Annotated in this window: 17 protein-coding genes; 14 read left to right on the top strand and 3 right to left on the bottom strand. The window is 71.7% G+C overall.

Features of this window, described 5'->3' with window-relative positions:
* On the top strand, window positions 1-735 hold the full coding sequence (locus FB453_RS20780) for a 16S rRNA (uracil(1498)-N(3))-methyltransferase (protein WP_112604292.1): 735 nt from the start codon (window positions 1-3) through the stop codon (window positions 733-735).
* A 21-nt stretch (window positions 736-756) separates the two neighbouring features.
* Here the strand turns inward: FB453_RS20780 and ppk2 are convergent, their stop codons facing one another.
* Together ppk2 and FB453_RS20770 are read right to left on the bottom strand one after the other, a co-directional pair.
* Window positions 757-1668 carry a polyphosphate kinase 2 gene (gene ppk2, locus FB453_RS20775; RefSeq protein ID WP_145792529.1) on the bottom strand — a complete coding sequence of 304 codons (912 nt, stop codon included), beginning with the start codon at window positions 1666-1668 and terminating at the stop codon, window positions 757-759.
* 72 nt (window positions 1669-1740) lie between these two features.
* Window positions 1741-2502 carry an SDR family oxidoreductase gene (locus FB453_RS20770; protein WP_145792527.1) on the bottom strand — a complete coding sequence of 254 codons (762 nt, stop codon included), beginning with the start codon at window positions 2500-2502 and terminating at the stop codon, window positions 1741-1743.
* Window positions 2503-2598: 96 nt separating this feature from the next.
* On the opposite strand from FB453_RS20770, the gene FB453_RS20765 reads away from it, so the two are divergent.
* The 8 genes from FB453_RS20765 to FB453_RS20730 all read left to right on the top strand — a co-directional run bounded on the left by FB453_RS20765 (window position 2599) and on the right by FB453_RS20730 (window position 10090).
* Window positions 2599-2958, top strand: a complete 360-nt coding sequence (locus FB453_RS20765) for a histidine triad nucleotide-binding protein (RefSeq protein WP_145792525.1) — start codon at window positions 2599-2601, stop codon at window positions 2956-2958.
* A 76-nt stretch (window positions 2959-3034) separates the two neighbouring features.
* Complete coding sequence (locus FB453_RS20760; RefSeq protein ID WP_145792523.1) at window positions 3035-4429, top strand: serine hydrolase domain-containing protein; 1395 nt, start codon at window positions 3035-3037, stop codon at window positions 4427-4429.
* 130 nt (window positions 4430-4559) lie between these two features.
* Window positions 4560-5618, top strand: a complete 1059-nt coding sequence (locus FB453_RS20755; RefSeq protein ID WP_145792520.1) for a PhoH family protein — start codon at window positions 4560-4562, stop codon at window positions 5616-5618.
* 15 nt (window positions 5619-5633) lie between these two features.
* The gene (gene ybeY / locus FB453_RS20750) at window positions 5634-6107 is read left to right on the top strand and encodes an rRNA maturation RNase YbeY (protein ID WP_030491788.1); all 474 of its coding nucleotides are present in this window, start codon (window positions 5634-5636) and stop codon (window positions 6105-6107) included.
* Window positions 6083-7507, top strand: coding sequence for a hemolysin family protein (locus FB453_RS20745; RefSeq protein ID WP_112588261.1), 1425 nt, complete (start codon window positions 6083-6085; stop codon window positions 7505-7507). Before ybeY ends, FB453_RS20745 begins: the two co-directional genes overlap by 25 nt.
* Window positions 7500-7886 (top strand): cytidine deaminase, encoded by a 387-nt coding sequence (locus tag FB453_RS20740; RefSeq protein ID WP_112588259.1) that lies wholly within the window; start codon window positions 7500-7502, stop codon window positions 7884-7886. Before FB453_RS20745 ends, FB453_RS20740 begins: the two co-directional genes overlap by 8 nt.
* A 5-nt stretch (window positions 7887-7891) precedes the next feature.
* Window positions 7892-8788 (top strand): GTPase Era, encoded by an 897-nt coding sequence (gene era, locus FB453_RS20735; RefSeq protein WP_091409997.1) that lies wholly within the window; start codon window positions 7892-7894, stop codon window positions 8786-8788.
* Window positions 8789-8941: 153 nt separating this feature from the next.
* Window positions 8942-10090 carry an acyltransferase family protein gene (locus tag FB453_RS20730; RefSeq protein ID WP_145792518.1) on the top strand — a complete coding sequence of 383 codons (1149 nt, stop codon included), beginning with the start codon at window positions 8942-8944 and terminating at the stop codon, window positions 10088-10090.
* On the opposite strand, the gene FB453_RS20725 is transcribed toward FB453_RS20730, so the two are convergent.
* Complete coding sequence (locus tag FB453_RS20725) at window positions 10077-10886, bottom strand: DUF4097 family beta strand repeat-containing protein (RefSeq protein WP_145792516.1); 810 nt, start codon at window positions 10884-10886, stop codon at window positions 10077-10079. The two genes, FB453_RS20730 and FB453_RS20725, sit on opposite strands and share 14 nt — an antisense overlap.
* A 102-nt stretch (window positions 10887-10988) precedes the next feature.
* On the opposite strand from FB453_RS20725, the gene recO reads away from it, so the two are divergent.
* From recO to FB453_RS20700, 5 genes are all read left to right on the top strand, one after another.
* On the top strand, window positions 10989-11855 hold the full coding sequence (gene recO, locus FB453_RS20720; RefSeq protein ID WP_145792502.1) for a DNA repair protein RecO: 867 nt from the start codon (window positions 10989-10991) through the stop codon (window positions 11853-11855).
* 4 nt (window positions 11856-11859) lie between these two features.
* Window positions 11860-12672: an isoprenyl transferase gene (locus FB453_RS20715; protein WP_091409745.1), complete on the top strand. Its 813-nt coding sequence runs from the start codon at window positions 11860-11862 to the stop codon at window positions 12670-12672.
* Window positions 12673-12743: 71 nt separating this feature from the next.
* Window positions 12744-12929 (top strand): hypothetical protein, encoded by a 186-nt coding sequence (locus FB453_RS20710; RefSeq protein ID WP_112588255.1) that lies wholly within the window; start codon window positions 12744-12746, stop codon window positions 12927-12929.
* 231 nt (window positions 12930-13160) lie between these two features.
* Window positions 13161-13361, top strand: a complete 201-nt coding sequence (locus FB453_RS20705) for a thioredoxin reductase (RefSeq protein WP_225855276.1) — start codon at window positions 13161-13163, stop codon at window positions 13359-13361.
* Window positions 13358-14119: a pirin family protein gene (locus tag FB453_RS20700; protein ID WP_112588253.1), complete on the top strand. Its 762-nt coding sequence runs from the start codon at window positions 13358-13360 to the stop codon at window positions 14117-14119. The genes FB453_RS20705 and FB453_RS20700 overlap by 4 nt, the downstream gene beginning before the upstream one ends.
* Window positions 14120-14176 lie beyond the last annotated feature (57 nt).

Genomic DNA, 14176 nt, shown 5'->3' with positions numbered 1-14176 from the left:
GTGTCCGCACCGCTGTTCCTGGTCGAGGCGCTGCCCACCGGCGACGCGCTGACCCTGGACGGCCCGGAGGGGCATCACGCCGCCACCGTGCAGCGGTTGCGCGTCGGCGAGGAGCTGCTGCTCGCCGACGGCCGCGGTGGCACGGCCGCCGCCGTGGTCACTGCCGTCGGCCGGGGCAGCCTGGAGGTCACCATCACCTCCCGGGGGTACGCGGACGCGCCCGTACCCCGGCTGGTGACAGTGCAGGGCATCGCCAAGGGCGACCGGGGTGAGCTGGCCGTACAGGCGATGACCGAGGTCGGGGTGGACGAGATCGTGCCCTGGGCGGCCTCGCGTTCGGTGACCCAGTGGCGCGGTGACCGGGGCGTACGCGCCCGGGAGAAGTGGGTGGCCACCGCCCGGGAGGCGGCCAAGCAGGCCCGCCGGCCGTGGCTGCCGGTGGTGGCCGGTGCGCCGGACGAGTCCACCGCCACGGTGGCCCGTCGGATCGCCGGTGCCGCCGCCGGGTTCGTGCTGCACGAGGAGGCCGAAGAGCGGCTCACCACCGCCGAGCTGCCCTCCACCGGCGAGATCGTGCTGGTGATCGGCCCGGAGGGTGGCATCGCTCCGGCCGAGTTGACCGCCTTCGCCGAGGCCGGCGGGCGACCCGTACGCCTCGGGCCGGCCGTGCTGCGCACCTCCACCGCCGGCGTGGCGGCCCTCAGCGTGCTCGCCGCCCGCCTCGGCCGCTGGTGACCCGTCGGCGGCCGGCTCGTTTCAGGGCCGGGGAAACACCGGCACCACCTCTTCCTCCGGCCCCAGGTCCAGCCCGGCCGGCCCGATGATCTGCGGGTCCGGTGTGCCGACCACGTCGGCGTCCTTGCCGGTGTAGTCGAAGCGGTGCAGCACGTGCCGCATCGCCTCGAGCCGGGCCCGCTTCTTGTCGTTGCTCTTCACCACCGTCCACGGCGCGTCGGCCGTGTCGGTCCAGAAGAACATCGCCTCCTTGGCCTCGGTGTACTCGTCCCACCGGTCGAGTGAGGCGATGTCCATCGGGGACAGCTTCCACTGCCGGACCGGGTCGACCTGGCGGATCGCGAACCGGGTGCGCTGCTCGTTCTGAGAGACGGAGAACCAGAACTTGACCAGCCGGATGCCTGAGCGCACCAGCATCCGTTCCAGTTCCGGGGCCTGCCGCAGGAACTCCAGGTACTCCTTGCGGCTACAGAAGCCCATCACCCGCTCCACGCCGGCCCGGTTGTACCAGGAACGGTCGAACAGCACGATCTCGCCGGCCGCCGGCAGGTGTGCCAGCCAGCGCTGGAAGTACCACTGGGCGGCTTCCCGCTCGTCCGGCTTGGCGAGCGCCACCACCGACGCGCCACGCGGGTTGAGGTGCTCCATGAAGCGTTTGATGGTGCCGCCCTTGCCGGCCGCGTCCCGGCCCTCGAAGAGGATCACCAGACGCTCGCCGGACTCCTTGATCCAGTCCTGGAGTTTCAGCAGCTCGATCTGGAGGAGCCGCTTGTCGCGGTCGTACTCCTCGCGATCCAGTCGCTCGTCGTACGGGTAGTCCTCGCGCCAGGTGTCGACGGGGGTGCCGTCGGGGCGGAGCAGGACAGGGTCGTCGTCGTGGCCATCGGCCACCCGGTAGTCGGCGGTGAGGTCCAGCAGCGCGGAGTCGGCCATGTCGGTGGGACTTACCCTCCCGCGAACCGCCAACCACCTCCCCGGCCGGGTGACCTGCCTGCGGCGTCGACCTCAGCTGCGCAGGTAGGAGGCGCCGTTGAGGTCGACGATCGTGCCGGAGGCCCACTCGGCGTGCGGCGAGGCCAGCCAGTGCACGGCGGCGGCGATCTCCTCCGGTTGCCCCACCCGGTCGAACGGGCTCTGCGCCCGGATGGCCGCGCCCCGCTCGCCGCGCAGGTGCTCGGTGGTCATGTCGGTCGCCACGAAGCCCGGCGCGACGGTGGCGACAGTGATGCCGTACGGCGCGAGCGCCACGGCGAGGGACTGGCCCAGCGCGTTCAGCCCCGCCTTGCTGGCGCCGTACGCCGGCTGCTCCGGCTCGCCACGGAACGCGCCACGGGACGAGACGTTGACGATCCGCCCGCCGCGTTCGCGCATGTGCTGGGCGGCGCACCAGGTGACGTTGCCGGCGCCGGTCAGGTTGGTCTCCAGCACCTGCCGCCAGCGCTGCTGCCACTCCTCGTACGAGGCGCCGAAAATCGGGTGCGGGTCGTCGCGGTCGCCGTACGTCCCGGCATTGTTGACCAGCACGTCCAGCCCACCGAGCAGTTCGGCGGCCCGGTCGACCATGACCCGGACCGCGTCCGGATCGGTGAGGTCGGCGCGGACCACCACGTGCCCGGTGCCCGGCAGTTGCGCGCGTAGTTCCTCGGCCGCGTCGGCGGAGTCGCGGTGGTGGATGGCCACCCGGTCGCCGCCGGCCGCGAACGCCTTCGCCACCGCGCGGCCGATCCCGCGCGAGGCCCCGGTCACGAGTACCGCCCGATCCGTCATGCTGGCCATCCTGCCTCAGCCGTGCCGTGCCTGCGAAGGCCGGCGTCGCCTGCTGCGCCGGAGCGCTCCCGGCCCGTTAGTCCTTACACTGCCCCGATGGGATCCGACTGCCTGTTCTGCCGCATCGTCGCCGGGGAGATCCCGGGCACCGTGGTCCGGGAGACCGACACCACGCTCGCCTTCCGCGACATCGACCCGAAGGCGCCGGTGCACGTCCTGGTCATTCCGAAGGAGCACTACGCCGACGTCGCCACGCTCGCCCAGGGTGACCCGGCGCTGGCCGCCGACGTGCTGGCGACGTCCGCCGCCGTGGCCGAGGACGAGGGGCTGCTCGGCGACGGTTTCCGGCTGATGTTCAACACCGGCGCGTACGGCGGGCAGGAGGTCTTCCACGTGCACGCGCATCTGCTCGGCGGTGCGCCGCTCGGCCCGATGCTCGCCCGGAACCTGGCGTGAGCGAGCGCAGCGAGCGAACCAGCAGGCTCAGTAGCGTGGCGCCTCGCGCCGGCGCGCAGCGAAGCGGAGCGACGGCGTGAGCGAGCGCGGTTCCGACGGTCGCGGTACTGAGCACCTGGACCGGTTGGTCCGGCGGGTGCAGGCCGAAGCCCGGGTGCCGGCGGTGTCGGCGGCGCTGCACCGGGCCGACCGACCGCTCTGGAGCTGCACCGTCGGCGAGACCGGCACCGACAGCCCCCTGGACGCGGGCACCCAGTTCCGGATCGGCTCGATCACCAAGACGTTCACCGCGGTGCTGGTCCTGCAGTGCCGCGACGACGGGCTGCTGGACCTGGACGACCCGGTGGGCCGGCACCTGGACCTCCCGGCGCACGGCGAGCTGACCGTGCGCCGGTTGCTGTCGCACACCGCTGGCCTGCAACGCGAGCCGTTCGGCGATGTGTGGGACAGCCTGCGCGCACCGGACGACGACCAACTGGTCGTCGAGCTCGACCGGGCCGAGCGGGTGCTGCCGACCGGCCGGCGGTTCCACTACTCCAACCTGGGCGTGGCCGTACTCGGCCAACTCGTCGCCCGGCTCCGCGGCGGCAGCTGGGCGCAGGCGCTCACCGAGCGGATCCTGACGCCGCTGGGGCTGACCGACACCACGGTGACCCCACGGCCGACGGCGGCCACCGGGTTCCTGGTCGACGCGTACTCCGACGAGGCGCACCCGGAGCCACCGACCGACTTCGGCGCGGTCGGCCCGGCCGCCCAGCTCTGGAGCACCGCGACCGACATGGCCCGCTGGGCGGCGTTCCTGGCCGACCCGGCGGCGCTGGACCCGGCCGGCGCGGTCCTCGCCCCGGCCACCCTGGACGAGATGCGCTGGCCGGTGACCACCACCGACGAGACGCTGTGGGGCGCGGGCTTCGGGCTCGGGCTGATCCTCATTCCGCAGGGGGAGCGGGTGATGCACGTGGGGCACGACGGGGCGATGCCCGGGTTCCTCGCCGGGGCGTACGGCCGCCGCGGCGGTGACGGCACGCCCGGCGCGATGGGCGCCGCGGTGCTCGGCTCGTCCGGCACAGCGACCGAACTGTTCGACCTGTCGCACCGGCTGCTCGCCGCGGCGGTCGAGCACGATCCGGCTGAGATCGAGCCCTGGCGACCCGGCGCACCCGCGCCGGCGGCCCTGCGGGGGGCGCTCGGCCGCTGGTGGGGCGAGGGCTCCGAGTACGTCTTCTCCTGGCACGACGGCACCCTGCGGGCGCGCGGGGTCGGTGACCCGCCCGGACGCCCACCGGCGATCTTCACCCCGCTGCCGGACCAGCCGGACGTGTTCCGGGTGGTCTCCGGTCGGGAGGTCGGTGAGCTGCTGCGGCTGACCCGGGACGAGGCCGGCGCGGTGGTCCGGATGCACTGGGCGACGTACCGGTTCACCCGCCACCAGGAGACCTTCGACCGGTACGACTTCCGGGCCGGGAGTTGATCGCGGCCAGCGGAAATGGGCGCGATGCGCCCCGCGTTGAACCGATACGATGGGTGTAACGTCCGCACGCCAGGCCAGCAGGCCGGCGCCGAGATCGAGAGCAGGTGCGCAGGGCCCTTCGGCCCAACCTATGACCGGCACCCCACCTCCCGGCCCGCCCCGGGTGCAGACCAGGATCACCGTGCCCGACCCGAAGATCATGGTCAATCTGCTCGGCGCAGGCGACGAGATCCTCAGACTCGTCGAACGCTCGGTCACCAGTGACGTGCACGTTCGCGGCAACGAGATCACCATCACTGGTGACCCCGCGGACAACGCCCTCGCCGAGCGGGTCTTCAGCGAGCTCCTCGAACTCATCGAGAAAGGCGAGACCCTGACCAGTGACGCCGTCCGGCGTACCGTCGGCATGCTCGAGCAGGGCAGCGCCGAGCGGCCCGCCGAGGTCCTGACACTCAACATCCTCTCCCGGCGCGGGCGCACCATCCGCCCCAAGACGCTGGGGCAGAAGAAGTACGTCGACGCTATCGACACCCACACCATCGTCTTCGGCATCGGCCCGGCCGGCACCGGAAAGACCTACCTGGCGATGGCGAAGGCCGTCCAGGCGTTGCAGGCCAAGCAGGTCAACCGCATCATCCTCACCCGGCCGGCGGTCGAGGCGGGCGAGCGACTGGGCTTCCTGCCCGGCACGCTCAACGAGAAGATCGACCCGTACCTGCGCCCGCTCTACGACGCGCTGCACGACATGCTCGACCCGGAGACCATCCCGAAGCTGATGGCCGCCGGCACGATCGAGGTCGCCCCCCTCGCCTACATGCGGGGTCGGACGCTCAACGACGCGTTCATCATCCTGGACGAGGCGCAGAACACGACGCCCGAGCAGATGAAGATGTTCCTCACCCGACTCGGCTTCAACTCCAAGATCGTCGTGACCGGTGACATCACCCAGGTGGACCTTCCCGGCGGGACGAGCAGCGGCCTGCGGGTGGTTCGGGAGATCCTGGAAAACGTCGATGACGTGCACTTCTCCCAGTTGTCCAGCTCTGACGTGGTCCGCCACCAGCTGGTCGGGGAGATCGTCGACGCGTACGCCCGCTGGGACGCCGAGCGGGAGAACCAGCAGGCGCAGGGCGTTCACGCCGTGCCTGGGCGACCCGCCCAGGGCGGCCGGGCCGCCCGCCGCCGCTAAAGCAGAGGAAAGCAGTTGTCCATCGAGATCGCCAACGAGTCCGGTGTCGACGTCGACACCGACGCCGTGCTCGCCGTCGCCCGGCACGCCCTCGACGAGATGGGGGTCAACCCTCTCGCCGAGCTGTCCGTGCTGCTGGTCGACATCGACTACATGACCGAGCTGAACCACCGCTGGATGGGTGGCGACGGCCCGACCGACGTGCTCGCCTTCCCCATGGACGAGGGCAGTGTCGACCACGGCCCGGGTGAGTCCGCACCGGCCGGCGGCGAGCCCGCCCTGCTCGGCGACATCGTGCTCTGCCCGGAGGTGGCGGCCAAGCAGGCCGCTACCGCCGGGCACGCGCCGGCCGACGAGCTGCACCTGCTCACCGTGCACGGGGTGCTGCACCTGCTCGGCTACGACCACGCCGAGCCGGAGGAGGAGCGGGAGATGTTCGCGCTCCAGGCTCGGCTGCTGGCGAGCTGGCGGTCGACCCGCACCCAGTGATGTCCACTCCTCCGTTACTCGCGGCCGGCGCCACCGCCGGCCTTCCCGACTTTCAGCTGATCGTCTTCGCGGCCGGTCTGGTGGTGCTGGCCGGCCTGATCGCGATGACCGAGGCGGCCCTCGCCGCGGTCTCACCGGCCCGAGCCGCCGAGCTGGCCCGCGACGGCGTGCGCGGCGCCCGGACCCTCCAGGTCGTGGCCGGCGACGTCGTCCGACACCTCAACCTGCTCCTGCTGTTGCGGCTGCTCGCCGAGCTGACGGCCACCACACTCGTGGCGCTCGTGGCGGTGGACAGCTTCGGCGCCGGCTGGCGGGCCGCGCTGGTGACCGCCGGCGCGATGACAGTGGTCAGCTTCGTGGTGGTGGGCGTGGCCCCGCGCACCATCGGCCGGCAGCACGCCTACGCCGTGGGTCGTGCGGTGGCGCCGCTGGTCCGCTGGCTGGGCCGGGCGCTCAACCCGCTCGCGTCGCTGCTGATCCTGATCGGCAACGCGGTCACCCCGGGGCGCGGCTTCCGGGAAGGTCCGTTCGCCACCCAGGTGGAGCTGCGGGAGCTGGTCGACCTGGCCGAGCAGCGCGGCGTTGTCGAGCACGGCGAACGCCAGATGATCCACTCCGTCTTCGCGCTCGGCGACACCATTGCGCGTGAGGTGATGGTGCCGCGTACCGAGATGGTGTGGATCGAGGAGGGCAAGACGCTCGCGCAGGCGCTGGCGCTCTTCCTGCGCTCCGGTTTCTCCCGCATCCCGGTGATCGGCGAGAGCGTCGACGACGTGCTGGGGGTGCTCTACCTCAAGGACCTGATCCGGCGCTCCCGTGGTGGGGACCCGAGGGCCGAGCAGTTGCCGGTGGCCGAGCTGATGCGCCCCGCGACCTTCGTGCCGGAGTCCAAGCCGGTCGACGACCTGCTGTCCGAGATGCAGGCGGCCCGCAACCACCTGGTCATCGTGGTCGACGAGTACGGCGGCACCGGCGGTCTGGTCACCATCGAGGACATCCTCGAGGAGATCGTCGGTGAGATCACCGACGAGTACGATGTCGAGCGCCCGCCCGTCGAACGTCTGGCGGACTCCTCGGTGCGGGTGACCGCTCGCCTGCCGGTGGAGAATCTCGGCGAGATGTTCGACACCGACCTGCCCACCGACGAGGTGGAGACGGTCGGCGGTCTGCTCGCCCAGTCGCTGGGGCGGGTGCCGATCCCGGGTGCCGAGGCCGAGGTCGCCGGTCTCCGCCTGGTCGCCGAGGGCACCACCGGCCGGCGCAACCGGATCGACACCGTCCTGGTCAGCCGGGTGGAGCCGGGCGATGAGCACGACACCGCGGGGCGCGGCGAGCACGCCGGCCCCGGGGACGACACGGACAACTATCGAGACGATGAGAGGCAACCCGCCGATGCCTGACACACCCGCCGCGCCTGTCGCCCGGCCCACCCCCACAGCGTCGGGCGCGCTGAGCGCCGAGGACGGCAAGCTCGTCGTCCTGGCCCGGGGAGCCCGCGCGAGGGTCGGCGCCGTGGAGGGCGCCGCGGTCCGCGACCAGGACGGGCGGACGTACGCGGCGGCCAGTGTCGCGCTGCCGTCGCTGACGCTCACCGCGTTGCAGTTGGCGGTGGCTTCGGCCGTGGCGGCCGGGGCGAGTCGGCTGGAGGCGGCGGTGGTGGTGACCGAGGCGTCGACGCTGGATGGTGCCGGGCACGCGGCGGTACGGGACCTCGCGGCGGACGCACCGGTCCACGTGGCCGCTCCGGACGGCACGGTCCTCGGCACGGTGACCCAGTGAGCCCGGTGCAGGATCCGGAGGCGCGTCCGTACCGGGCCGGGTTCGGCTGCTTCGTCGGTCGCCCCAACGCCGGCAAGTCGACGCTGACCAACGCCATCGTCGGCACCAAGATCGCCATCACCTCGAACAAGCCGCAGACCACCCGGCACGTTATCCGGGCGGTGCTGCACCGACCGGAGTCGCAGCTGGTCCTCGTCGACACGCCGGGCCTGCACCGCCCCCGTACGCTGCTCGGCGAGCGTCTCAACGACCTGGTCCGGTCCACCTGGACCGAGGTCGACGTGATCGGCCTGTGCATCCCGGCGGACGAGCCGGTCGGGCGCGGTGACCGGTTCATCACCGGCGAGCTGGCCGAGTTGAAGGCGACAGTGCTGGCGGTGGTCACCAAGACCGACCTGGTGGACAAGCGTCGCCTGGCGGAGCAACTGCTGGCGGTCAGCAAGATGGGGGAGTTCGCCGAGATCGTGCCGGTGAGCGCGGTGTCCGGGCACCAGGTGGACACCCTCGTCGACGTGATGACCAAGTACCTGCCGCCGTCGCCGCAGCTCTACCCGGACGACATGCTCACCGACGACCCCGAGCAGGTGCTGGTCGCCGAGCTGATCCGCGAGGCCGCCTTGGAGGGGGTCCGCGACGAGCTGCCGCACTCCATCGCCGTGGTGGTGGAGGAGATGATCCCCGAGGGTCAGGTCATGAAGATCTACGCCGACCTGTACGTGGAGCGGCCCAGCCAGAAGGCCATCGTGCTCGGGCACAAGGCGAGTCGGCTCAAGGAGGTCGGCACCAACGCCCGCAAGCAGATCGAGGAGCTGCTCGGCGGTCGGGTCTACCTCGACCTGCACGTGCGGGTCGCGAAGGATTGGCAGCGCGACCCGAGGCAACTGCGCAAGCTGGGCTTCTGACCCACCTCGTCGGCGGTGCCCGACCGGCGGCACGATCGCCTTCGGTCGGGCAGCCGGGGATGTTCACGCTCGGTTGAGGTAGCTGTCGTTTGGTGCGGGCGCCACGCAGGGTAGGAAAGTTGTACCCCGCGTCCCCGACCGAGATGCAGGCTGATGCGCAACAGGTACCTCGACCTCCTCCGTGCCCTGGCCATCGTTCGAGTGGTGGTTTACCACGTCACCGGATGGGCGACCCTCACCCTCGTCTTCCCCGCCATGTCGGTGATGTTCGCGCTGGCAGGCTCGCTGATGGCCGCGTCGCTGACCCGGGTCGGACCGGCGGCGGTCGGGCGTCGGCTGCGTCGACTGCTGCCGTCGCTGTGGGTGCTCGCTGTGGTCTTCGTGCCGGCCATGCTGTTCAGCGGGTTGTCGGTGAGCCCTCGGGTGCTGCTGTGGCTGTTCCCGATCGCCGACCCGCCGGCCAATCACTGGGGCGCGCTGGCGCTGAGCATCATCTGGTACCTGCGCGACTATCTCTGGTTCGTGCTCGCCTCGCCGGTCGCGTTCTGGCTGTTCCGGCGTGCACCGCTGATGACCCTGCTCGCCCCGTACCTCCTGCTGGTGATGATCGAGGTGGGGATCTACCCGGCGCCGCCGGTGCTGCGCGAGTTCGGGCTCTACTTCGGCGCGTGGCTGCTCGGCTTCGCCCATCACGCCGGGATGCTGCGCCGACTCTCCGGCCGGCTGCTCTACCCGGTGGCGTTCGCCCTCGCCGTTGGCGGCGGTGCCTGGATCGTCGAGCATCCCGGGCCGCGCGGGTACGACCTGAACGACAACCCCCTGGGCAACGCCCTCTGGTCAGCCGCGTTCATTCTGATCGTGCTGGGCCGGGCGCCGGTCGGGGTGGCCTGGCTGAGCCGGAGCCGACTGGCCGACCGGGCGGTGACAGTGCTCAACCGGCGGGCGCTCACCGTCTACCTCTGGCACATGCCGTTCGTGGTGGCGCTCACTCCGCTGGTCGACGTGGTGGGCTGGTCCCACCAGGACCCGGTGGGCCTGGCCATCCGGGTACTGCTGGTCTTCGCTCTGGTCGGGCTGGTCACCCTGGCCGTCGGTTGGGTCGAGGACGTCGCCGCCCGCCGCCGCCCGGAGCTGATTCCCGGCGGCCCGGCGCAGTCCGCCGACGCGGCGGTCCGGCCGGACGCCGAGGGTGCGGTCCGGCCGGGTGCCGAAGCGGCGGGCGGTGCCGGGGCGACAGTCGAACGAGCGGTGGTGCCGGCGCAGCGGACGGCCGGGGCCAACGTCGAGATCAACGCTCGCTGATCGTGAGGTTGCCGCTGTTGGCCGAACCGTCGAGCACCAGGGACGCCGCCGGGTTGTCGGCGACGGTGACGGTCTCGTCGCCGGAGTCGGCGTTGGACCGGACCCGGTAGCTGCCCTGCGGCACCACCAGCGTGACGTCACCACTGGAGGCGTGGACCCGGGCCGAGGCGGGCTTGTCCAGCTCCACGTTGACATTGCCCGAGCTGGCCTCGGCGTCGACAGTGCCGCCCAGCCGGCGTGCGCTGATGTCTCCCGACGAGGCGCGCAGCCGTACCGCCGCGGCGGCCTCGTTCACCTCGATGTTGCCCGAGCGGGCCTCCACCCCGACCGCGCCCGACGCACCGGAGATCCGCACGTCGCCCGAGCGCACCTGTAGGTCCACGGTGCCGACCCGGCTCAGCTCGACGTTGCCGGAGCTGGTCTCGCCCTGCACCGCCACACCCTCCGGCACCGTCACCTCGTAGGAGATGCTGCACCGCGAGCCACAGTCGGTGTCCAGCACCAGCTCGCTGCCCTTGATCTCGTAGCGGGTGTTGTCCGGTTCACCGCCCTGGTAGCGAACCACTCGCTTGATCCGTACCTCGGACGCCGGGCCGGTGCCGCGGACCACCACGTCGCCCGACCCTCCGGAGACCCGGACCGTGGTGATCCGGACCGCCTCGGTGTTGTCGTAGTCGAGCCGACGGAACGACAGGTTGTCGCACCCGGCGAGCACGATGAGGGTGGTGGCGAGCCCTAGCGCGACGGGAGCGGCGACGCGACGACGGCGGGGGGTGGTGGTCAGGTGCAGTGCCATGACCAGCACGCTACGACCGAGCACGAGGTGGCCGCATCGGGGTTCATCCGCGCTTGCACCCCGAACCAACCCTGATTTCACACCCCGAGGGAGAATGGCCCGATGGCCGGGTATCGCCGACAGCTCTACCGCGACGACGCGGTGGTGCTGCGTGTACAGAAGCTCGGCGAGTCCGACCGGATCATCACCCTGCTCACCCGCCGGCACGGCCGGCTGCGCGCGGTGGCTCGAGGGATCCGCCGAACCACCAGCAAGTTCGGTGCCCGGCTGGAGCCGTTCGGCCACGTCGACCTCCAGCTCGCCGGTGACCCGAAGGGCAATCACGGCAGCTCTCTGCACACCGTCAGCCAGGTCGAGGGCATCGAGTTGTACGGCAAACGGTTCCTGGGCGACTATCCGCGCTACACGGCGGCCAGCGCGATCGCCGAGACCGCCGAGCGGCTGACCCCGGTGGAACGGGAGCCGTCGCTGCGGCTGTTCCAGCTCACCATCGGCGCGCTGAAGGCGCTGTCCCGGGGCGAGCACGCCACCACCCTGGTGCTCGACGCGTACCTGCTGCGCGGGATGTCCCTGGCCGGCTGGGCGCCGGCGCTGGTCGCCTGCGCGGTCTGCGGCACGCCCGGGCGGCACCGGGCGTTCTCGGTGCCGGCCGGCGGCGCGGTCTGTCCGGATTGCCGGCCTCCCGGGGCGGCTCATCCCGCACCGGCCACCATCGATCTGATGTCCGCGCTGACCTCCGGCGACTGGGTGATCGCCGACGCCACCGACGCCGCCGTACGTCGGGAGTGCAGTGGGCTGGTCGCGGCTCACCTGCAGTGGCACCTGGAGCGCGCGCTACGCTCGCTGCCGCTGGTCGACCGGGGTTCCTCGGCGGCCGGCACGGCCCCGCCGCCGGAGGGCACCGGGGCCGTGGTGCTCCGGCCACGTGGCGACGTCGAGGCCGGGGCGGACGGCGCGAACAGGGAGTGACCACGTGATCCGATCGAAGAAGGCGGGCCGGCGCGAGCCGACGCCGCCGGTGCCACACCCGTCCGGGGCCCGCCCTCCGGCGCTGCCCACCGAGGCGGTGCCGAAGCACGTGGCGGTGGTGATGGACGGCAACGGTCGCTGGGCCAAGGACCGTGGGCTGCCCCGCACCAAGGGGCACGAGGCGGGCGAGCACAGCCTCTTCGACACCATCGAGGGCGCCATCGAGATGGGCATCCCGTACCTGTCGGCGTACGCGTTCTCCACCGAGAACTGGCGGCGCTCGCCCGACGAGGTCCGGTTCCTGATGGGGTTCAACCGGGACGTGATCCGTCGCCGCCGGGACCAGCTGGTCGACCTGGGCGTACGGGTGGTGTGGTCGGGGCGGCCCGGTCGGCTGTGGAAGAGCGTCATCTCCGAGTTGCAGACCGCCGAGGAGATGTCCCGCGACAACTCGACGCTGACCCTGCAGTTCTGCGTCAACTACGGCGGGCAGGCCGAGATCGGTGACGCCGCCGCCGCGATCGCGCGGGACGTGGCGGCCGGCCGGCTGGATCCGGCGAAGGTCACCGAGAAGACCGTGGCGAAGTACCTCTACCACCCGGAGATCCCGGAGGTGGACCTGTTCCTGCGCCCCTCCGGGGAGGAGCGGATCTCCAACTTCCTGCTCTGGCAGACCGCGTACGCCGAGTTGGTCTTCCTGGACACGCTCTGGCCCGACTTCGACCGCCGCCACCTCTGGTACGCGTGCGAGTTGTACGCCCAGCGGGACCGACGGTTCGGCGGCGCGCTGCCCAACCCGGTCGCCCCGGTTATCTGAGCCGACGCGCTTACCCGCACGTCACTCTGGGTATCAGAGACGTCAGAAGCCACTGACGGAGGTGAACCCACATGATCCAGAAGCGCGTTGCCCAGTGGGCGGTGATGGCGATCGCGGTGCCGCTGGCCGCTGCCGGTGCCCGCCGGCTCAGCCACACCCTGGAGGCCCGGCGTGGTCCCTCCGGGGCGACCCGGTTGCTGACCAAGGGTGCGGACCTGATCCGTCCGCAGAAGGCCAAGCGCCGCCGCTTCTTCTGACCGACCCCCAGCTGTCCCAGCGCCGCCCGCACCCCCCGTGCGGGCGGCGTTGTCGCATTCCCCGCAGTGCCGAGGGGCCTGGGCAGGCACCACGACGACCATCAGGCCTGGCACCGAGCGGGGGTGGTGTGCTCGTTTCGGGGTCCTGCGCAAGGGCGGCGGGTAGGGTCCGGAGGTGGTGGGACGACGGCGGTTGGGGGGCAGATGCGTGATCTCCGCTTTAAGATGATCATGGCGTTGAACGCCGCCGACCTGGGCGACCCGATCTGCGAGCAGGTGGCCGAGATCTGTGCCGAGATCGCCGAGCAGCACTGCGCCGAATTCGGCCACACACCGCAGCTGCGCACCGGTGAGATCGCCGAACTGGCCACCGGCGAGCCGGCCCTGACCTGGGCGCCGTCGACCCCCGACGCCGGGCAGCGTGCCTGGTGACCGCGCCCGCACCCGCTGTCGACATCCGTCGTGCCGATGATCGCTTCGCCACCCGGATCTCCTGGCTGGACTCCAAGCACTCCTTCTCGTTCTCCCGGCACTACGACCCGGCCAACACCCACCACGGCCTGCTGCTGGTCAACAACGACGACGTGGTCCGACCGGGGGCCGGCTTCGAGACCCACCCGCACCAGGACATGGAGATCGTGACCTGGGTGCTGCGCGGTTCCCTGGTGCACCAGGACTCCACCGGGCACTCCGGGGTGATCTACCCGGGTCTGGCCCAGCGGATGAGCGCCGGCACCGGGATCCTGCACTCGGAGAAGAACGACGCCTGGCGGCTCAACAACCAGGAGCCGCACACCGACCCGGTGCACTTCGTGCAGATGTGGGTGCTCCCCGACGAGCAGGGCGTCGACCCCGGCTACGAGCAACTCGAGATCGAGGACGAGCTGCTCCGCGGGGGCCTCGTGCCGATCGCCTCCGGGATGGACCGCTACGACGGCGCGTCCGCGATCCGGATCCGCAACCGGTACGCGACCCTGCACGCCGCCCGCCTCGCCCCCGGCGACGAGGTCACCATCCCGGACGCGCCCTACGTGCACCTCTACGTGCCCGACGGCACTGTGACCCTGGAGGGCAGCGGTCCGCTCGGCAGCGGTGACGCCGCCCGGCTCACCATGACCGGTGGCCGGCGGGTGACCACCGACGAACCGGCCGAGATCCTGGTCTGGGAGATGCACGCCACGGTCGCCTGACCGTCACCCGCGCGGCCTACCCCCATGATCTCGCCCGAACATGGATGTAGTGGCCTC

It is taken from the genome of Micromonospora sp. CNZ322 (assembly GCF_007827755.1).
Note: the sequence above shows the minus strand (reverse complement) of the source record. Positions and strands in the feature narration are given on the sequence as shown.

Excerpts from the sequence above, each read along its gene's own strand:
- ppk2 (WP_145792529.1), bottom strand. The coding sequence starts at position 1,668 with ATGGCCGACTCCGCGCTGCTGGACCTCACCGCCGACTACCGGGTGGCC.
- FB453_RS20770 (WP_145792527.1), bottom strand. The coding sequence starts at position 2,502 with ATGACGGATCGGGCGGTACTCGTGACCGGGGCCTCGCGCGGGATCGGC.
- FB453_RS20765 (WP_145792525.1), top strand. The coding sequence starts at position 2,599 with ATGGGATCCGACTGCCTGTTCTGCCGCATCGTCGCCGGGGAGATCCCG.
- FB453_RS20755 (WP_145792520.1), top strand. The coding sequence starts at position 4,560 with ATGACCGGCACCCCACCTCCCGGCCCGCCCCGGGTGCAGACCAGGATC.
- FB453_RS20740 (WP_112588259.1), top strand. The coding sequence starts at position 7,500 with ATGCCTGACACACCCGCCGCGCCTGTCGCCCGGCCCACCCCCACAGCG.
- FB453_RS20730 (WP_145792518.1), top strand. The coding sequence starts at position 8,942 with ATGCGCAACAGGTACCTCGACCTCCTCCGTGCCCTGGCCATCGTTCGA.
- FB453_RS20725 (WP_145792516.1), bottom strand. The coding sequence starts at position 10,886 with ATGGCACTGCACCTGACCACCACCCCCCGCCGTCGTCGCGTCGCCGCT.
- recO (WP_145792502.1), top strand. The coding sequence starts at position 10,989 with ATGGCCGGGTATCGCCGACAGCTCTACCGCGACGACGCGGTGGTGCTG.
- FB453_RS20710 (WP_112588255.1), top strand. The coding sequence starts at position 12,744 with ATGATCCAGAAGCGCGTTGCCCAGTGGGCGGTGATGGCGATCGCGGTG.
- FB453_RS20705 (WP_225855276.1), top strand. The coding sequence starts at position 13,161 with ATGGCGTTGAACGCCGCCGACCTGGGCGACCCGATCTGCGAGCAGGTG.